The organism is Chromobacterium sp. INPA-IVC (assembly GCF_059047085.1).
Window position 1 is genome coordinate 1 of record NZ_JBTNLS010000003.1, and the last position, 20,270, is coordinate 20,270.

Here is a 20,270-nt window from a genome sequence, read left to right on the forward strand (position 1 = left end):
CGGGCCTTTCGGCGCTTCCACCGGGGCCGGCGTCGGCGCCGGTTGCGGCTTCGGATCGGACGTCACCGCCTGGATGGCGTTGGCCGATTGCGTGACCGGCGGCGGATTCACCACCGGCGGCACATAGGCCTGCGGCTTCGGCGTCGCCGGCTGCTGCACCACTTTCTCGATCTTCGGCGGCGGCGGCGGAGGGGGCGGCGGCGGTTCGCTGATCACCGACACTTCCACTTTCTGCTGGATCACCTTGACCACCCCCTGGGCCAGGCCTGTCACCAGCGCGTAGATCAACAAGGCATGGAATACGACGACGCCCGCCAAGCCGGCCGAGCGGCGGCTAAGCATCCCACTGTTGCGCTTGATGGAAACACTGCTCATTGCGATTACCTTCCCTGCTTGCATGCGCTTGCGGACCGGGAGCCGGCATTCGACGGCGCCCGACAACACAAAGTGAACTCCTGTAACGGACTTGCCGCAATCCGTAATCACCCCCAGACACCGAGCGGCGCCCGGGGGCCGCATGCCCTATGGCTTACATTTTGTAGTTGAACTTCATGAAGTAAGCGCGACCCACTTGGTCAGCAAAACGCGCATCGTAGTTGCCTTGGAACAGGTACTGCTGATTGCTCCACGGCGGCAGTTGGTCAAACAGGTTGCGCACGCCAGCGGTCAGGGTCAGCTGCTTGTTCACCTCGTAGCTGCCGGACATGTTCCAGGTGGAGTACGGCTTGACCATATGATTGGTCGAGGCGAACGCGCCGGAATTCTGGTCGGTATAACCGGACTTGTAGTTCTGGGACAGCAAGCCGCTCCAGGCGCCGCGGTTCCAGTTCAGGGTCAGGTTATGCTGCCAGCGGAAGGTCGGTTCGTTTTGCGTGGCGACGTACTGGCCGAGGTTGCTGTAATAAGGACCGTTTTCCTCGATCTGGTAGATGTTTTTGGCGAGATAGGTGCCCGCCAATTCGACCGTGAAGTTGCCGACCGAAGTTTTCGGCAGCATCCAGCGGAAATCGACATCCAAACCAGCCGAGCTGGAATTGCCCATGTTCTGGGTGGTGGAGATCGCCGTCAGGTTACCGCCATTGTTCGGATCGTAGAACAGCAGGCTGTTGTGATTGCCGTCAAACAGAGTCGCCTCGGACAAGGTGCTGATCTGATGCTTGACCATCACCCACCACAGATCCGCGCTGGCGGTGATGCTCTTGATCGGCTCGATCACGATGCCGACCGACAGCGAGGAGGACTTCTCCGGCTGCAGCTTGGTGTTGCCGCCCACCTTGAGGTAACGCTGCAGGCTCGGGCAGCTGGCGGACAGGCTCGGGCAGCTCAGCGGATCCGCGTAGAAGTTGCCGGTCAGCTGGCTCTGGTTGGGCTGGTACATGTCGTACAGCGACGGCGCGCGGAAACCCGTGCTTGCGGAGGTGCGCAGCAGCACTTGCGGCGACAGCTCATAACGCAGCGACACTTCCGGGCTGACAGAGTTGCCCACGTCATTGTAGTGGTCGTAACGAACCGCCACCTTGCCGTCCAGATGCTTCACGATGGGCACATCGGCCTCGGCGAACAGCGCCGACACGCTCCGGTTGCCCTTGGTGTTCAGGGACTGGTTCATGCCAGGACCGATGGCGTCCTTGGAGATCGGGTAATTGAAGTTGTGCTCCAGCGTGTCATGCCGGGTCTCTCCGCCGAATGCGACGGCGAGCGGACCTGCCGGCAACTGCAGCACTTCCTTGCTCAGGCTGAAATCGGCGCTGGCGACGGTGTACTTGCCGTCGTCAAGATGGCCCTTGATGCCGATCTGATTCCAGACGTTCGGGTCCGTGGCCAAACCGGATACCAGGCTGATCTGATTGTTCAGATAAGCGTTGGCCACTTCCTTGTCGCCAGTAAAGCCGCTAACCAGTTCCTCGGTCGCATAGCTCTGGGAATATCCCAAGCCGGTCTTATAATCCCAGCCGCCCAGTTGGCCTTCCAGGTTGAGTTGGAGCTTCTGCTGAACGTTCACGGCCTCCGTCACGCGATTGCCCAGAGGCATGGTGCGCAGGAAGGGAGAGATGGACGCGCTGCCGTCAGCCGTGACGATGCCCTGGGTCCCGCTCGGCAAGAAAACCTCAAGCCCGGTCGGCGCAGGCGCCGAGATCGTCGTGTTCTTGTTGCGGGTGATGTTGTAGGTCACCGACAGCTCATGATTGTCGCCTATGCGGAGCGTACCCTTCGCCAGGCCAGACCACTGCTCCGTTTCCGGCTGAATCCCCACCATGGTGCCCGGATACATTTTGCAAGTGCCGCCTTTGGCAGTGGCCGCGCCGCAATTCGGATAACCGCTCGGCCCGATCAGGCTGTTGCCGCCATCGATGGTGTAATTCGCCGGATAGCTGTTGGAGCTGGCCTTCATCGCCGGCGTGATCGCCGACGCGAAGTCGCGCTGGCTTGCCATGATGGGATCAGTCTTGTGATAGGAGGCGGTGGCGTAGACGTTGAAGCCGTCTTTGGACAAATTGCCATAGCCGTAAGAACCGTTCAGGTTCTTTTCATTGCCGCCGGAACGCTGCGGCGTCATGAAGTCGCCGCCGATGCTCAGGCCTTCGGAGGTCTTTTTCGTGATGAAGTTGATCACGCCGCCGATTGCATCGCTGCCGTAAATGGCCGCTGCGCCATCCGGCAACACATCCACTCGCTCGATGGCTGACAGCGGAATGGCGTTCAGGTCGGCCGCGGTGCCGTCGAAGGGGTGGTAAGGCACGCGGCGGCCGTCCAGCAGCACCAGCGTGTATTGCTGGCCGAGGCCGCGCAAGTTGGCAAACGCGGCGCCGCCGGTGGAAAGGCCGACGCTGGAGTTGGCGCCGATATTGGACTGGTTGGAAGCCAGGGCATTGACCACCTGCTCAACCGTATTCAGCCCCTGCTTGGCCAGATCGCTTACCTTGATCGTGGTGACCTCGGTAGCCTTTTCACTTTTCAGGCGCTTGATGTGCGAACCGATCACATCCACGCGCTGCAAAGAGTTATCCCCTGAGTCATCGGCATGAGCCAGCTGCGCGTATCCAACGCTGCCGACTAGCGACAGCGCCACCGCAAGCGCTTTTCTCTTGTAGTTCATCATTTCTCCAAATCCCTTGTAGAGGTACTGCCCGCCGCCTCATGGGCGGCCGTCTTATCTATTTGTCGTGCCAAGTAAAGGCGATTCGAGTGTGAAAGTTTGTAATGACTAACGTCAACAGCCATTTACTTTTGTCTATCGTCTCAAAAAGAAAGCAAACAAACACATTCAGATAAATCACAAACCGTCACAATTAAATCAAAAATACACGCAACAATTTCAGCACTATCTTGCTCTTGCCGTCACACTTCGTCACAAATACAAATTGAGAAATACTTTTTAACCCATATGAATGATGTCTAATTTGTTGCATTTACGCAGTGGATTCATCTTTATGTTGTGATATTCACACTCCACCTCGGCTTACCCCATCTTATTTAATTCATAAAAACTCATCACAGGCATGAGCAATGATAAAGCCCAAAAAATAGGCGAATCGTGCAAATGCTCTATTTCATCATTTGTCACTGCGATTCATCTTCCCAAAAGGATAAATGTTTGCAAATTTGATTAAATAATAAGTCAAAGTATGAATTTGTATTAAATTCATTTGGCATTTTTATTCTGAATGACCTATTGCGGAATAGTCGTATGAAATTACGGCATGCCTCAGACAATTTGTAGGCAACCACCGGCCAAGGGCGCGAACACAATTCGCAATACAAGCCCTGCCGCTATCAGGAAAAGACATATCGTTTTTTCCTGTATTTAAACCGCAAGAGGAGAAACTGCATGTTTGCAAAACAGCACGCTATAGCACTGATCGTTGCCGGCGTATTCGCCGCCGGCGCCCAAGCAGGAGAAGCCTGGGTCAACACCGCGACCCAAGCTCATCCGCTGGTCTCCACCCTGACCAGCTCCGTCGCCGCCAAGAGCGTCGGCGAACTCGCTGCCGGCCAATCCGTGCATGTAGCCGTGACCCTGAAGCTGCGCAACAAGGCTCAACTGGACGCGCTGACCGAAAGCCTTCTGGCCGGCACCAGCCACAAGACCCTGAGCCACGCCGACTTCATGGCCCAGTACGCGCCGACCCAGGCTCAAGTGCAAAAGGTGGTGGCCCACCTGCAAAAGAACGGCTTCCGCAACATCAAGGTGGCCCCGAACCGCATGCTGGTCACCGCTGACGGCAGCGCCGCCACCGCCAAGACCGCATTCAACGCCACCCTGCACCACTTCAACGTCAACGGCCGCACCGCCTTCGCCAACGTGACCGCCGCTCAGGTTCCGCAATCGCTGGGCGACACCGTGCTGGCCGTTCACGGCCTGCAGAACGTTCACACCTTCCACACCACCCTGCGCAAGAGCGGCGTCAAAACCCTGGCCTCGGCCAGGACCAACAGCGTGGTCGGCCACAACCCGACCGACTTCCCGTTGATCTACAACGCCAGCAGCCTGCCGCCGGCCAGCAACACCACCGTCGGCATCATCTCCGAGGGCGACCTGACTCAAACGCTGCAAGACCTGCAGCAGTTTGAAGACTCCGCCGGCTACAGCTACGTGCAGACCAATGTGGTCAACGCCGGCGACGCCTCCTCCGACACCGACGGCACCGACGAATGGAACCTGGACAGCCAGGACATCCTGGCGGCCGCCGGCGGCGCGCTGCAGCAGATGAACTTCTACGTCGCCACCTCGATGACCAACGCCGACATCACCGCCGCCTACAACTCGGCCGTCAGCGATGGCTCCGCCAAGGTGATCAACGTATCGCTGGGCGAATGCGAAAACGACGCGAAGAGCGACGGCACCATCGCTTCCGACGATCAGATCTTCCAGACCGCGGTAGCCCAGGGCCAAACCTTCTCGGTTTCCACCGGCGACTCCGGCTCCGCCGAATGCAGCGGCCCCGGCCAAAGCTATCCGGCGGTTTCCCCGTACGTGATCGCCATCGGCGGCACCACGGTGAATACCAGCGGCACGACCAAGTACTCGTCTGAGAGCGTGTGGAACGGCGGCGGCGGCGGCCCGAGCACCAACGAAGCGGCTCCGTCTTGGCAAACCAAGGCTGGCGTGCTGACCACCTCGAAGACCAAGCGCGGCGTGCCGGACGTGTCGTTCGACGCGGATCCGAACAGCGGCGCCCAAGTCATCGTCAACGGCAGCAGCTCGCAGATCGGCGGCACCAGCCTGGCCGCTCCGCTGTTCACCGGCTTCTGGGCCCGCATCCAGTCCGCGCACGGCAACAGCCTGGTTTCCCCGAACCCGGCCATCTACCAGTACTTCAAGGCCAACCCGTCGCTGTACCACGACGTGACCACTGGCAACAACGGCGGCTACAAAGCCACCGCCGGTTGGGACTACGCCACCGGTTGGGGCAGCCTGAACGTCGCCAACCTGAATACCTTCATCAACAGCCACTCCGGCTTCTAAGACGGCATCTGGCAAAAGAAAAGCCCCGGACAACCGGGGCTTTTTTCCATTCTGGCGCTGAGCAAACCACACTTCTCGGCGATGACAAATCTATTCAAATCATGCAATTACAAATCAACCGGGCAATTGAAGAGTAAATACTTTACAAACTAGAACAGACCCGCTATCACGGAAAAACGCGCGCATGGACACAAACTCCACTGCTCACGGCGCGGCTTTTCAGGAGAAATGGCATGCGGGCCAATAAACCGACTCTATCCCTGTTCCTTGGCCTGTTCAGTCTGGCGGCGAATGCCGCCGGCTGGATCAGCACCGGCACCCAGGCGCACCCGACCCAGCAGCTGATCCCCGAGGCCCGCGACGCGGGAGAAGTGGCCGGCGGCGAACTGGTGCACATTGCGGTCAGCCTGGCCGTGCGCAACAAGGCCGCGCTGGACGCGCTGACCGACAGCATCCAGGCCGGACAGGGGCAGCCGATCACCGATGCCCAGTTCATCGCCCAATACGCGCCTACCCAGGCCCAGGTGCAACAGGTGGTCAATCATCTGCGGCAAAACGGTTTCCGCAATATCGCCGTTTCCTCCAACAACCTGCTGCTCACCGCCGATGGCAGCGCCGCCACCGTTTACAGCGCCTTCCAGACCAAGCTGCGCCGATACAACGTCAATGGCCGCCAGGCGGTGGCCAATACGCAGGACGCCCAGGTGCCGGCCAGCCTGGCCGGCATCGTGCTGGCGGTTCACGGCTTGCAAAGCGCCCACCAATTCCATGCCGCCTTCCACGCCCAAAGCGTCAGCAAGGCCGCCTCCGGCGTCATCGCCCACAAACCGGCCGACTTCGCCTCCATCTACAACGCCGCCAGCCTCCCCTCCGCCAAGAACGGCGTGGCCGGCATCATCGCCGAGGGCAACCTGAGCCAGACAGTGGCGGACCTGAACAGTTATGCCAAGAGCGCCGGCTTCGCCGCGCCCAGCGTCGCCATCATCAACGCGGGCGCTACCAGTTCCGACACCTCGGGCATCATGGAGTGGAATCTCGACAGCCAGACCATGCTCGCCGCCAGCGGCGGCGCGCTGAAGCAGCTGCAGTTTTACGTCGCGCCGTCGATGAGCAACGCCGACATCGCCGCCGCCATCAACGCGGCGGTGGCCGCCAACAGCGCCAAAGTGATCAATGTGTCGCTGGGCGAGTGCGAGCTGGGCGCGAAAGCCTCCGGCATGACCGCCAGCGTAGACCAGATGCTGCAGGCCGCCGTGGCGCACGGGCAGACTTTTTCCGTGTCTAGCGGCGACTCCGGCTCTTATGAGTGCGGCGGCAATACCGCCTATCAAAGCTATCCGGCGGTTTCGCCCTACGTGATCGCAGTGGGCGGCACCACCCTGACCACCAGCGGAGCAACGATCTACGGCAGCGAAAAAACCTGGAGCGGCGGCGGCGGCGGCCCCAGCGCCACCGAAGCCGCGCCGTCCTGGCAAACGGCCGCGGGTGTGCTGACCGCGTCCAAGACCAAGCGCGGCGTGCCGGACATCGCCTTCGACGCCGACCCGAACAGCGGCGAGCTGGTGCTGGTAGCCGGCAGCACTTACCAGGTAGGCGGCACCAGCCTGGCCGCGCCGCTGTTCAGCGGATTCTGGATCCGCATCCAGTCGGCCAACGGCAACAAGCTGACTTCGCCGGCCAATGCCATCTACAAGTACTTCAAGGCCAACCCGTCGCTGTACCGCGACGTGGCCAGCGGCAGCAACGGCGCCTACAAGGCCGCGGCAGGCTGGGACTACGCCACCGGCTGGGGCAGCCTGAACATCGCCAACCTCAACGCCTTCGTCGCCAAAACCGCCGGTTTCTGAAATGCCAGACCGCAGCGCCCCGCCTCGGCGGGGCGTTTGCTTTGGCCAGGCTGCCGCTTAGAATGACAGCATCGCCTCCCATCCCGGCAAGCCATGAAACCCGACCTCGCCATCAGCCTGCTGCACCAATGCCGCCACGCCACGCTGGCCACCCAGTCGCACGCCTACCCGGGCTACCCCTACGCCAGCGCCGTCCAGTTCTTCTGCGACGAACATCATCGGCCGGTATTCGTGGTCAGCGCGCTGGCCGAGCACAGCAAGAACCTGCTGGCCGATCCTCGCATCAGCCTGTCCCTGCTCGCGCCGGACGGCGGCGCGGCGCAATCGGCCGCCCGGCTGACCATGCTGGGCGACGCCGAACGCTTCGACGCCTCCGACGCGCTGCGCCGCCGGCTGCTGCGCTATCTGCCGGAAGCGGAAGAATGGCTGGCGCTGGATTTCATGTTTTTCCGCTTGATTCCCACGCGGCAGCGCTTGATCGCCGGCCTGGGAAAGATGGGCTGGATAGAAGACAGCGCCTGGACGGCGCTGCCCGCGCTGGCGCTGGATGAAGAGCAAGCGCTGCTAGACGAGGCGCAGGCGGCGCTGCCGGCATCCATCCGGCTGCTGGGCTGCGATTGTTTCGGCGCCGACCTGCTGGACAATGGCCGCTACCGGCGCGGGGGGGGGGGGGGGGGGGGGGGCGACACGTCACAAGGGCGCGGAAAGGGTGTGTNNNNCGTACGCCCCCCCCCCCCCCCCCCCCCCCCCCCCCCCCCCCCCCCCCCCCCCCCCCCCCCCCCCCCCCCCCCCCCCCCCCCCCCCCCCCCCCCCCCCCCCCCCCCCTGCCCCCCCCCCCCCCCCCCCCCCCCCCAGGTCCGCGAACGGCTGCTGCGGCTTGGTTAAAGGATGATCAACCGCCCAGTTGCAGGCGCGAGGCGGCGAAAGGCGCCTTGGAGCCATCCGAGTAGCGCTGGGGCCAGATCAGCGGCGGCGTGGTCCAGGTGAAGTCCTTGCCCTCGAATTCGATGAAATAAGCCTGCCAGCCCGGTTGCGCGGCGTCCGGCGTGAATTCGAAGCGGCACTCGCCCAGCCGGCACTTGCCCTCGATCGGCTGATCCTGATAGCGGATGCCGGAACGGAGGCGGAAATCGCGGCGGTCCGGATTATGCGCCAGCCACAGTTTGGCGCGTACCGCCGGCTCCCGAGTGCTCACGCTGATCCGTCCATTGCGCTCGTCCCCCTCCACGCTGGCTTCGGGCAAAGACTTGCCCGCCAGCCAGCGGCCCATGAACTGGCTCAGCGCCTCGCCCACCTGCTTGCTGCCCACATAATGGGACTGATTGGGCAGATAGCGCAGCTGCATCGGCCCCTTCAACATCGGCAGGTAGCTCCAGGCGGAGTCCGGCACCGCGAAATCGTCCCCGGACGCGGAAATCATGTATTTCTTCAAGCGCGGCATGCTTTTCGGGTAATTGACCACATCCTCGAACCGCAGCAAGGCGTCGAAGCCGGGGCTGCCGTTCAGCACCTCGCCGGTGATGCCGTTTCTGTCATAATCGCGCAGCGCCACCGGCCATTGCTTGCCGTAGCTGTTGTACACGTGGGTGAAATTGACGCGCACATTCCAGAAATCGGCGACTACCGGCACGATGGCCTGGACCCGCTCGTCGTTCAATCCGGCCAGCCAACTGGTCCAGCCGCGCTTGGAACTGCCTGACAACACGAAGGCGCGCGCATCCGGCAGGCTGGCCTGGATCGCGTCCATCGCGGCGACGGCCGCCTGCGTCATCGGCAGATGCAGCGAGCTGAAACGGTCGGCCTCCGGCTGGTCCACGCTCTTGCGCCAGGTATAAGCGACCAACGCATCCTCGCGTCCGGCCGGCTGTCCGTCCAGTTTCAGGCTCTGGTTGGGCGCGTAATACAGCTCGGCCACCGCGATGCCCAGCCCGCGCGCCAGCTCCGCGATCGGCAACGGATCCCGCGGCGCTTGCGGCCCCTTCTCGGCATGGTTGCTGCCGCCGCTGACATACAGCAACACCGGCGAGCCGGGCTTGCGTCCCGGCGGCAACGCCAGCTTCAACTCATGCTCCCACTGCGGCGCGTCGCTGGCCAGCGTGCTGCCCTTGCCCGGCCAGCGCTGCGATACAAATCCATAATCGCGTACCTTGACGCCGCCCTCTTCGCTTTCGCCGAGCAACTTGGCCGGCTGCTGGCTGGCCCTGGCCTGCTTCAGGTATTGCGATACGGTTTGCGGATCGCTTGGCGCCGGGACGGGTTCCGCTTGCGAAATGGCGGGAAGCGACAGGCAGAGCGCGATGCCGGCGCGGCGCGCGGCGGTGGAAAGTGAAGCGTTCATCAGGATGGCATTCATATTATTTGCAAAGTTGATTTTCATTAGGCGCGGATAGAGCAAATGCACTCCCGCCCACGATGGACAGCCTCCGGTCCAATCCGTTCAGGAAATACGCCCCTGCCGCCCATCAATGAAAAAACCCCGCCGGATGCGGCGGGGTTTCTCGCGATGGCCATGGCCTCGGCGCTTACATCGATTCCAGCACCTTGATGCCCAGCAGGTCCAGACCGGCGCGCAGCGTCCTGGCGGTCAGCGCGGACAGCTGCAGGCGGCTGGCGCGAACCTCGCCCTCGCTCTTCAGGATCGGGCAGGCTTCGTAGAAGCGCGAGAACAGCGTGGCGATGTGGTACAGGTACTGCGACAGGTAGTGCGGGTAGCAGCCTTCCACCACGGCGTTCAGCGTGTCTTCGAACTGCGCCAGCGCGGCGGCCAGCTGTTTCTCGGCCGGCTCGGTGATGACGATCTTGGCGTTGGCGTCATAGCCCTCGGCCTTGCGGAACACGCTCTGCACGCGGGTATACGCGTACTGCAGATATGGCGCGGTGTTGCCTTCGAAGGCCAGCATGGTGTCCCAGTTGAAGATGTAATCGCTCATCCGGTTCTTGGACAGGTCGGCGTATTTCACCGCGCCGATGCCCACCGCGTTGGCGATTTCGCGCTTCTGCTCTTCGGACAGGTCCGGGTTCTTTTCCGCCACCAGCGCGTAGGCGCGTTCCTGCGCCTCGTGCAGCAGTTCGATCAATTTGACCGTGCCGCCGGAACGGGTCTTGAACGGCTTGCCGTCATCGCCCATCATCACGCCGAAGCCGACGTGCTCCAGCTTCATCGCCTCCGGCGCGAAGCCGGCCTTGCGGCAGATGGTGAACATCTGGGCGAAGTGCTGGCTCTGGCGCGCGTCCACCACGTAGATCACGCGGTCCAGCTTCAGCTCGCGGTGGCGGTAGCGCACCGCGCCGATGTCGGTGGTGGTGTAGATGAAGCCGCCGTCCTTCTTCTGGACGATCACGCCCATCGGCTGGTCTTCCTGGGTGCGGAATTCCTCCAGGAACACCACCTGCGCGCCGTCGCTCTCGGTGAGCAGGCCGGCCGCGCGCAGTTCCTGCACGATCACCGGCAGGTCGTCGTTGTACGACGATTCGCCGCGCACGTGCTCGCGTTTCAGACCGACGTTCAGCGTCTGATAAACCTCTTCGCAATGCTTCAGCGACACGTCGACGAAGCGGCGCCACAGCTTCAGCACCTCCGCATCGCCGCCTTGCAGCTTGACCACGTAGTCGCGCGCGGTGTTGGCGAAGTCCTCGCTCTCGTCGAAGCGGATCTTGGCGTTGCGGTAGAAGGTTTCCAGATCGGACAGCTGCAGGTCGGCGTCGCCGGCGTGGCTGGTTTCCACCAGATAAGCCACCAGCATGCCGAACTGGGTGCCCCAGTCGCCTACGTGGTTGGCGCGGACCACGTCGTGGCCGACGTATTCCATCACGCGCGCCAGCGCGTCGCCGATGATGGACGAGCGCAAATGGCCGACGTGCATTTCCTTGGCCAGATTGGGAGAGGAATACTCCACCATCACGCGCAGCGGCTGCACCGGCGCGATGCCCAGCTTGTCGTCTTTCAGGGCGGCTTCGCTTCGTCGGGCCAGATATTCAGGGGCTAGATGAATATTGATGAAACCCGGACCGGCGATTTCCACCTTGTCGGCGATGCCGGCAAGATCCAGAGCGGCGACGACCTTTTCGGCCAGCGCGCGCGGATTGGTTTTCAGCGCTTTGGCGGCGCCCATTACACCGTTGGCCTGGTAGTCGCCGAATTCCGGCTTGGAAGCCGGCTGGACCACGGCAGGCGCGTCAGGCGCGCCCGCTGCCGCCAGCGCTGCCTGTACCCGTTCGTTGATCAGTTGATGAATCGTCATTGATAGCCCCACGAAATGCCGCGAAAACGAAAAAATGTCTTCGCTTCTGAAAAATGTGTGTTTGATTGTATGCGCCCGCGTCGATGCGGGCAATGCTTGGCCCCGCCCGATCCGGCTGGAATCGACCATCATTTGATCCCATACGGCATGAGCCGGCTATTTCCGCCGGATAAACGCGCCGGCCGGCATGAAAAGGGACAATGATAAAGGCATTCGGCGCAGCGCGGAGCAAATAAAAAGGCAGCGGACAATGCCGCTGCCTATGGGAGGCAAACCGTTTAGAAGGTATAGACCGCCTGCGCGCCCAGCATGTCGTTGCCCTTCTTCATGCTGCCGTCGTTGCGCTGGAACACCGCCTGGCTGGCCCAATCGTGCCGGTACTCGAACTTCAGCGTGAACTGGTCGGTCGGGAAGAACAGCAGGTCGGCGGTCAGCGCCATGCGGTTGGCGCCCTTGCAATCGGTGGCGCCGCTGGCCACGCACGCCGGGTCGACGCCAAACGCGTTGACGCCGTCGTAGCCGCCCGCCCCCAATGCCACGCCGCCTCCGCCGCCGCCGTTCTTGCTGTTGTTCAGGTAGTCGTAGCGCAGCGTGGCGCCCATCTTGCCCAGCGACTCCGTCATCCACTTGCGGTGGCCCAGCAGCGATACGCCGTACCACTGCGCCGAACCGCCGTTCCAGGCCGCCTTCTGCTGCTGGCCGTAGTCCAGCTCGGCGTTGTACTGGATGTCGCCCAGCGTGTAGCTGGCGTCAGCCTCGGTGAAGAAGTAATTGGAGTAAGGATCGGCGGACACGCACTGGTAGCCGAAGCCGACATTGCCGCCCAGGCAGCCATTGGTCACCGGAACCGGGCTTGTCGCCGACTGGGCCGCGCTGGTCAGCAAGGTCTGCCGGCCGGCGTTGAACGACCAGCCCAGATCCAGCGCGCTGCTCCAGGTGTAGTCGACGCGGGCGGTGAAGGTGGGCGTGTTGTTGCTCTTCACCTGCGGATTGCCGTTGGCGGAGTTGGTGCCGGTATTGGCCAGGTTGGCGTGGGTGCGGTACTGCTCGTTGGCCAGCAGGAACTTCCACGCCCATACGTCGTGGCTCCAGTTGAAGCCGGCGCCGACGTAGCTGCCTGGGTCGCTGAAGTCGTACAGCAGGCCGTGGGTCAGCGTCACCATCTGATTGGACTGCTGCACCTCGTATCCTCCGAAACTGTTCATCAGGCCGGCGTTGAAGGTCCAGGTGTCGGACAGCGGGAAGTTGATCACCGCGGTATTGATGATGTTGTTGCCGCTGCCGCCATCCAGCAGCGTGTTGCCGCTGCCGCGATTGGGCATGATGCTGATTTCGGCGCTGGGCGCGGTGGGGCCGACGCCGAAGGTCTTCTTGATGTCCAGATAAACATCGCCGAAGGTGCTGTTGCTGTAGGCGTAGACGTTCTGGTGGTTCAGGAACTGGAAGCCGGAGCTGTTGTTGTTGCGGTTGTAGATATAGGTGGGGTCGAGATAGCCGGTGACGCTGAGGCCAGCCAGCGGCCCGTCGGTGGACGCGGTGTTGAGCTTGTCCACCTTCAGCTCCATATTCGCCACCCGCTCTTTCAGCTCGGTGTTGGCGTCCTCGCCCCCGGCTGCGGCCGCATCCTTCTGGCCGACAGTGGAAGTGGACGCCGTCGCCGCCTCCACCGCCTTTTGCAGCTCCGCCATCTGTTGCTGCAGCTTCTGCATCTGCGACTTCAACCTGGCGATCTCGTCCGCCTTGGCGTCGGCCATCGCCATGCCCGGCAGGGCCGCGATCGCCGCGCTGATCAGTAACCTCTTCATCTTCGTTTCTCCTTGTGCCGCACTGCTTGTCGTTGTTTCCATCCGCAACCGCCCGGCACGGCAGGCACAGCCCTGGCTCCGGGCCGCATCGCCCGCCGTTGTCAACTATTGGCGAAGGCCAAGCGCATCTCCTTTTCCCGCTTGCGCGTCATCGCGCTCATATAGATATTGGCCGCCACCACGCCCAGCGACACCAGCACGATGAACAAGGTGGCCAGCGCGTTCATTTCCGGATTCAGGCCCAGCCGCACCCGGGAGAAGATCACCATCGGCAGCGTGGTGGAGCCCGGGCCGGACAGGAAGGCGGTCAGCACCAGATCGTCCAGCGACAGCGTGAACGACAGCAGCCAGCCCGATACCAGCGCCTGCGAGATCAGGGGCAGCGTGATGACGAAGAACACCTTCAGCGGGCGCGCGCCCAGGTCCATCGCCGCTTCCTCCAGCGACAGGTTCAGCTCCCTCACCCGCGACTGCACCACGATGGTGACGTAGGACACGCACAGCATCACGTGGCCTATCCAGATGGTGAACACGCCGCGCCCCTCCGGCCAGCCGAAACTCTGTTCCATCGCCACGAACAAGAGCAGCAGCGAGATGCCCTGGATCACTTCCGGAATCACCAGCGGCGCATTGACCATGCCGGTGAACAGCGCGAACAGCCGGAAGCGGCCGAAGCGCCCCAGCACGAAGCCGGCCCAGGTGCCCATCACCACCGATGCCGTCGCCGTCATCAGCGCGATCTTCAGGCTGAGCCAGGCCGCGCTGATCAGCTCGTCGTCGTCCAGCAGCGCCGCGTACCACTTGGTGGAGAAGCCGGACCATACCGTCACCAGCTTGGATTCGTTGAACGAATAGATCACCAGCAACGCGATGGGCAGGTAGAGGAAGGCGTAGCCCAGCCCCAGCACCAGGAAAGACAAGGGTTTGCTCGGCTTGATCATCGCGCCTCCTCCATGCTCTTGACCTGGTAGTGCTGGAACAGCGCCATCGGCACCAATAGCAGCACGACCATGCAGCAGGTGACGGTGGCCGCCATCGGCCAGTCCATATTGTTGAAGAACTCGTCCCACATCACCCGGCCTATCATCAGCGTGTCCGAGCCGCCCAGCAGCTCCGGAATCACGTACTCGCCCACCGCCGGAATGAACACCAGCAGGCTGCCGGCGATGATGCCGTTCTTCGACAAGGGCAGCGTCACCTGCCAGAACGCGCGCCACGGCTTGGCGCCCAGGTCGTAGGCGGCTTCCAGCAACGTCAGGTCCATCTTCACCAGGTGGGCATACAGCGGCATGATCATGAACGGCAAGTAGGAAAACACCATGCCGATGTAAACGCCCCAATTGGTGTGGTACAGATGCAGCGGGCTGTCTATCACGCCCAGCCACAGCAGGAACTGGTTGAGGAAGCCGTCGTTCTTCAGGATGCCGATCCAGGCGTAGACGCGAATCAGGTAGGAAGTCCAGAACGGCAGCATCACCATCATCATCAGCGTGTTGCGCGTCGCGCCTTCGGCCCGGGCGATGTAGTAGGCCATCGGGTAGCCGATCAGCAGACACAGCACGGTGGAGACGAAAGCCATCTTCACCGAGCTGATGTAGGTGGCGAAGTACAGATCGTCGCTCAGCATGAACTTGTAATGGCCGATATTGAGCGCGATGCCGACCACGTCGTTTTCAAACTTGACCAGCGGCGTGTACGGCGGAATGCCCAGCTGTTGCTGGGAAAAGCTGATGCCCACCACCAGCAGGAAGGGCAGCAGGAAGAAGACGAACAGGAACAGGAAGGGCACGCCTATCGCGGCCCCTCTGCCCGTCGGCAGACAGCGTTTCAGATCTGGTAGTTTCATGACGGCACCACGACGCCCGCGGCGTCAAAGCGTTGCATCCCCATCGGCGGCGCGCGCCGATGCCCGTCGTCCGCCAGAATAAGCGGCCGATGTTCCACAGCTGTCCGGCCGTCCCGGAACATCCGGGCGGCGGACGATTGTGCTTATGCGATGAAAGGCCGGGCCGAAACCCGTCCGGCCCCGGGCTGGCTCAGCGGCCGGTCTTCAGCTGGGTCCACAGCCGGTTCTGCAGCCGCATGATGTCCGGCGGCAGCGGCTTGAGCAGGAACAGCGTCTTCATCACCGGCTCCGGCGGATAGATGGTGGGATCGTTGGCGATCTCAGGCTTGACGAACTTGCGGGCCGCCGCGTTGACGGTGGGATAGAACACCTCGTTGGTGATCTCGGCGTTCACTTCGGGCGTCTCGATGTAGTTGATCCACTTATGCGCCTCCTCCGGATGCGGTGCGTCTTTCGGGATCACCATCACGTCGAACCAGATCGGCGCGCCGGACTTGGGAATCACGTAGCCCAGCTGATAGGAGCGCTTGGCCTCCGCGGCGCGGTGCTTGGCGATGTTGACGTCGCCAGACCAGCCCAGCGCCAGACAGATGTCGCCGTTGGCCAGATCGTTGATGTAGCCGGAAGAGTTGAACTGGGTGATGTAGGGGCGGATCTTCTTCAAGGCCTCGAACGCCGCCTGGTAGTCGGCCGGGTTCTTGCTGTTCGGGTCCTTGCCCAGATGGTGCAGCGTGACGGCGAACACATCGTTGGCCTGATCCAGCACCGACACGCCGCAGCCCTTCAGCTTGGACACGTATTTGGGATCGAACAGAATGTCCCAGCTGTCCAGCGGCGCGCCGGCGCCCAGCAGCGCCTTGACCTTGGTGTAGTTGTAGCCCAGGCCGTCGGTGCCGTAGGCCCAGGGCACGCCATGGGCGTTGCCGGGATCGGCGTCGACGATCTTGGCCATCAGCGCCTTGTCCAGATGCGACAGATTGGGAATTTTGGACTTGTCCAGCTTCTGGTAGATGCCGGCCTCGATCTGCTTGGCCATGAAGTTGGAGGTGGGCACCACGATGTCGTAGCCGGCGCGGCCGGTCAGCATCTTGGCCTGCAAGGTGTCGTCGCTGTCGTAGACGTCGTATTTCACCTTGACCCCGGTCTGCTTCTCGAAGCCCGGAATGGTGGTCTTGGCAATGTAGTCGGACCAGTTGTAGACGTTGAGCACTTTATCCGCCGCCTGCGCGCCGGTAGCCGGCAGCAGCAACAGCAGCGAGTACAGCGCGTGGCGAACCAGTTTCTTCTTCATGACAGGCTTCCTAAAGTGGCACGACCATAAACGTCCTCCGTCCCGGAGCGGCCTGCGGCGATCCCGACGCGATGGACGCGCGTCGATATGGACATGCCGAATATTGACCGGCCACGCCAAGCGGCGGAACTTCGAATCACTGCGTTCCATGCTGTCAGCCGCTGACAATCCGCCGCAGACGCGCGACGGCATAATGCCAACATATACCCTGCGGCCATGGCCGCAATGATTACGGCGTTACGGCATGTAAAACGGCAAACGGATGGTATGGATTCAGCTGAGCGGGAAGGGACGGGAAGGCGGACCGGCGCGCGGGGCTTCCGCGAACGGACGAGAAGGATGGCTGAAAAGCGCGAAGTCTACTGGACAGCGACAGGCGGCGGGCATCATCGTTTCCTCTCTTGGTCTCCGTACTGCACTGATGCGTTTAATAAAATCAACGCATTCATATTTATGTCACTACTTTTTAACCATATTCCCGGATACGCGCAAGCCGGCAAAAGGTAAACGGCGATGTCCGTCGCGCGTGAACCCCATGCGCCATGGCCCCGCCGGCGCAAACGGGTTCTGGCTGGCATCCATTTCTCCCAGGCCAGCCGGCCATTCAGGACTATGGCATAAAAAATAAAACCAACTGTCGGCTGCGTGGAAATCGCGCAACACCAGCCATGCACGCAGCGCTCACCATGCAAAGCAAAAAGGCTGCCAAAGGCAGCCTTTTGCGAAGACGCGGAGCGGGCCGCGCTTACAGCAGCCGGGTGATCAGCGCCTTGCCGTCGTAACCGGCCAGCCCCGGGATGCGCACCTGCATGCCGTTGCCCGGCGCGACCTGCACCGCCTCGCCGTTGCGGGTCATCTCGGCCAGCTCGATCACGCGGTTGCCGGACGGATGGATCACTTCCAGCTTGTCGCCGACGCCAAAGCGGTTCTTTACCTCGATCAGCGCCCAGCCATCGGCGTCGACCTCGATCACGTCGCCGACATACTGGCTCTGCTTGGCCTTGGAGTGGCCGGTCAGATAGTTCTGGTAGTCCTGGCTCTGATGGCGCTCCAGGAAGCCCGGCGTGTAGCCGCGGTTGGCCAGGCCATCGAGATCGGCCAGCAGGCCGAGGTCGAACGGACGGCCGGCGACGGCGTCGTCGATGGCTTTGCGGTACACCTGAGCGGCGCGCGCCACGTAGTACAAGCTCTTGGTGCGGCCCTCGATCTTCAGCGAGTCCACGCCGATCTTGACCAGCTTCTCCACCTGCTCGACGGCGCGCAGGTCTTTGGAGTTCATGATATAGGTGCCGTGCTCGTCCTCGATGATGGGCATCAGCTCGCCCGGACGGCTGCCCTCTTCGATCAGATAGGTCTTGTCGGCCAGCGGATGGCGCTGTTGGCTGCCGCAGGACGAGAAGCTCTGATTGGCCTCTTCCATCGCCTTGTTGAAGTCGAACTGGATCACCTGCACGTCGCCGGCGGCATCGCCCTCGGTATCGTGCATCTTGTAATCCCAACGACAGGCGTTGGTACAGGTGCCCTGGTTCGGATCGCGGTGGTTGAAGTAGCCGGACAGCAGACAGCGGCCGGAATAGGCGATGCACAAGGCGCCGTGCACGAACACTTCCAGCTCCATGTCCGGGCATTCCTGGCGGATCTCGGCGATCTCGTCCAGACTCAGCTCGCGCGACAGGATGATGCGCTGCACGCCCAGCTTCTGCCAGAACTTGACGCCCATGTAGTTGACGGTATTGGCCTGCACCGACAGGTGAATCGGCACTTCCGGCCATTTTTCGCGAACCATCATGATCAGGCCTGGATCGGCCATGATCAGCGCGTCCGGCTTCATCGCGATGACCGGCTCCATGTCGGCCATATAGGTCTTGATCTTGCTATTGTGCGGCAGGATGTTGCTGGCGACGAAGAACAGCTTGCCTCGCGCATGGGCCTCGTCGATGCCCTGCTTCAGCTCTTCCAGCTTGAAGTCGTTGTTGCGTGCGCGCAGGCTGTAGCGCGGCTGGCCGGCGTACACGGCGTCGGCGCCGAAGTCATAGGCGGCGCGCATCTTGTCCAGCGTGCCGGCGGGCAGCAAGAGTTCGGGTGCTTTGATCATTGCGTGGGGAATTCTCGGTGTATCAGTTGAGCAGACAGGAAACCGGCAGCGGCTCCCTGTCCGGCTTGACGAAGGCCTTGCGCGCGGAGTCCGTCTGCAGACGCTCCGCGGAATAGTACTGCTCCAACACCGCCCGGGCGTCGCAGGCCAGATCGCTGCAACGATCGAGGAAGGCTGGCCAGTCCTCCATCAGCGAAGGGCAGGACTCGACGCGGCTGTACGCGATGGCCAGCAGCGCCATCGTCAGCGTATGGTTGTACTTGGTAGCCGCGCCATTGGCCATCGCGAAACGCGACAGCGCATGCGCGCAGCGCGCGGCCGCTTCGGGGGCCGGGTATTCCCGGCGATAACCCCAGGCTGCGTACAGGTGGGCTCGATGATTGAAATCCGACGCAGGCAGCGCATTGGCTTCCAGCTGACGCAGGAATACCTGGTGCTCCATTATGCAGACACTCCGCAAGTGCAAAAAACGACAGGCCCCGCACCATAGCGGAGCCTGTTTTGAATTTTATCCGGTCGCGATTATGCGCGGCCGAAAGGACAGCGTCAAGCCCGCCTGACGCATCCTGACAACTTTAAGCCGCTGTTTTTAAAAGCCGTTTCATTTTCGTGGTTTTTGTAAAAGAGCCAATAGCGAACTTAACTGCCCCGCCAGCGCCAACAACAGCAGCAACGGGCACAGCAGCGCGGCCAGCGCGCCCTCGGCCGCCCCGCCGCGCCAGAACGCGGAGGCCAGCATGAATATCAGGGTGGACAGCAGCAGCGTGGCGACGGCCAGCTTGCGATTGTCGCGCATGCGTTGGAACAGCTTGATCATGAATACCTGCTTCGGTGAGATTCAACGGCCGTCGGAGACGGATTCGGTCAGCCGCGCCAGCGCTTCCAGCTCGTCGGCGAAGAAGCCGGCCTCGGCGCGGGCGGACAGATTATAGTCGCCGGGATGCAGCTGCATCGCGTGCTGCTCCAACAGACCGCGAAAAGTGGCTTGCGGTTCCAGACCGCGTTCGCGGCACAGTCGGACGAACCAGCGGTTGCCTATCATCACGTGGCCTACCTCGTCGCGCAGAATCACGTCCAGCACCGCGACGCTGGCGTGGTCTCCAATGCCGGCCAGCCGGCGCTGAATGCCCGGCGTCACGTCCAATCCCCGCGCCTCCAGCACTCTGGGCACCAGCGCCATCCGGACCATCACGTCGTGATCGGTCTTGCAGCACATGGTCCACAGGCCGTCGTGAGCAGGAAAATCGCCGTAGGCGAAACCCAGATCGGCCAAGCGTCCTTGCAACAGGCGGAAATGCCCGGCCTCTTCCGCCGCCACCGTCAGCCAGTCGTCGACAAACTCGTCCGGCGTGTCGCGAAAGCGCCAGGCGGCATCCAGCGCCAGATTGACCGCGTTGAACTCGATGTGGGCGATCGCATGCAGCAAGGCGCCGTGCCCGTGGCGGGTGGCTAGGCTGCGCTTCGGCACCCGCGCCGGATGCACCAGTTCAGGGCGCTGCGGCCGGCCAGGCTGCGGCAAGGCATAGGCGGCGGGAGACGCCTCCCGGAACAGCAGGCCGCAGCGCCAGTCGCGGCGCAAGCGCTCCGCCAACGCCAGCTTGTCATCCACGACTGGGCACAGCAGCGCCTGCTCGATCAGCGGATAAAGCGATTGTGCTTGGTTCATGAGGGCGGATTC

14 protein-coding genes and 1 pseudogene are annotated in these 20,270 nt (G+C 62.4%); 3 read left to right on the plus strand and 12 right to left on the minus strand.

Going from position 1 to position 20,270, the window contains the following annotated elements; all coding sequences use genetic code 11:
- Positions 1–375: pseudogene (locus ACX17K_RS05445) on the minus strand (hypothetical protein); the annotation flags it as partial.
- A gap of 154 nt (positions 376–529) precedes the next feature.
- A complete protein-coding gene (locus ACX17K_RS05450) occupies positions 530–3,097 on the minus strand; it encodes a TonB-dependent receptor (RefSeq protein ID WP_493774004.1) in 2,568 nt (855 codons plus the stop codon).
- Between the two features lie 732 nt (positions 3,098–3,829).
- Between ACX17K_RS05450 and ACX17K_RS05455 the strand changes: the two genes are divergently transcribed.
- From ACX17K_RS05455 to ACX17K_RS05465, 3 genes are all read left to right on the plus strand, one after another.
- Positions 3,830–5,467, plus strand: a complete 1,638-nt coding sequence (locus ACX17K_RS05455) for a S53 family peptidase (RefSeq protein ID WP_493774005.1) — start codon at positions 3,830–3,832, stop codon at positions 5,465–5,467.
- A gap of 233 nt (positions 5,468–5,700) precedes the next feature.
- Positions 5,701–7,314, plus strand: coding sequence for a S53 family peptidase (locus ACX17K_RS05460; RefSeq protein ID WP_493774006.1), 1,614 nt, complete (start codon positions 5,701–5,703; stop codon positions 7,312–7,314).
- A gap of 93 nt (positions 7,315–7,407) precedes the next feature.
- Positions 7,408–8,199: a pyridoxamine 5'-phosphate oxidase family protein gene (locus ACX17K_RS05465; protein WP_493774007.1), complete on the plus strand. Its 792-nt coding sequence runs from the start codon at positions 7,408–7,410 to the stop codon at positions 8,197–8,199.
- Positions 8,200–8,206: 7 nt separating this feature from the next.
- Here ACX17K_RS05465 and ACX17K_RS05470 read toward each other — a convergent pair whose 3' ends face one another.
- The 10 genes from ACX17K_RS05470 to ACX17K_RS05515 form a co-directional block, all read right to left on the minus strand.
- The gene (locus tag ACX17K_RS05470) at positions 8,207–9,667 is read right to left on the minus strand and encodes a PhoPQ-activated protein PqaA family protein (RefSeq protein ID WP_493774008.1); all 1,461 of its coding nucleotides are present in this window, start codon (positions 9,665–9,667) and stop codon (positions 8,207–8,209) included.
- Between the two features lie 169 nt (positions 9,668–9,836).
- On the minus strand, positions 9,837–11,555 hold the full coding sequence (argS, locus tag ACX17K_RS05475; protein ID WP_231161977.1) for an arginine--tRNA ligase: 1,719 nt from the start codon (positions 11,553–11,555) through the stop codon (positions 9,837–9,839).
- Positions 11,556–11,833: 278 nt separating this feature from the next.
- The gene (locus ACX17K_RS05480; RefSeq protein WP_493774009.1) at positions 11,834–13,360 is read right to left on the minus strand and encodes a DUF3138 family protein; all 1,527 of its coding nucleotides are present in this window, start codon (positions 13,358–13,360) and stop codon (positions 11,834–11,836) included.
- Between the two features lie 101 nt (positions 13,361–13,461).
- Complete coding sequence (locus tag ACX17K_RS05485) at positions 13,462–14,301, minus strand: ABC transporter permease subunit (RefSeq protein WP_021477939.1); 840 nt, start codon at positions 14,299–14,301, stop codon at positions 13,462–13,464.
- The gene (locus ACX17K_RS05490) at positions 14,298–15,206 is read right to left on the minus strand and encodes an ABC transporter permease subunit (RefSeq protein ID WP_231150768.1); all 909 of its coding nucleotides are present in this window, start codon (positions 15,204–15,206) and stop codon (positions 14,298–14,300) included. Before ACX17K_RS05490 ends, ACX17K_RS05485 begins: the two co-directional genes overlap by 4 nt.
- A 190-nt stretch (positions 15,207–15,396) precedes the next feature.
- Complete coding sequence (locus ACX17K_RS05495) at positions 15,397–16,497, minus strand: polyamine ABC transporter substrate-binding protein (protein ID WP_493774010.1); 1,101 nt, start codon at positions 16,495–16,497, stop codon at positions 15,397–15,399.
- Positions 16,498–17,242: 745 nt separating this feature from the next.
- Positions 17,243–18,589, minus strand: coding sequence for a prephenate-dependent tRNA uridine(34) hydroxylase TrhP (trhP, locus tag ACX17K_RS05500; RefSeq protein ID WP_231162011.1), 1,347 nt, complete (start codon positions 18,587–18,589; stop codon positions 17,243–17,245).
- 25 nt (positions 18,590–18,614) lie between these two features.
- Positions 18,615–19,034, minus strand: a complete 420-nt coding sequence (locus ACX17K_RS05505) for a hypothetical protein (RefSeq protein WP_021477935.1) — start codon at positions 19,032–19,034, stop codon at positions 18,615–18,617.
- A 159-nt stretch (positions 19,035–19,193) separates the two neighbouring features.
- Positions 19,194–19,409, minus strand: a complete 216-nt coding sequence (locus ACX17K_RS05510; protein WP_021477934.1) for a hypothetical protein — start codon at positions 19,407–19,409, stop codon at positions 19,194–19,196.
- A gap of 21 nt (positions 19,410–19,430) precedes the next feature.
- Entirely contained in the window at positions 19,431–20,258 is an 828-nt protein-coding gene (locus ACX17K_RS05515) for a ferritin-like domain-containing protein (protein ID WP_493774011.1), read from the minus strand.
- Between the last annotated feature and the right edge of the window lie 12 nt (positions 20,259–20,270).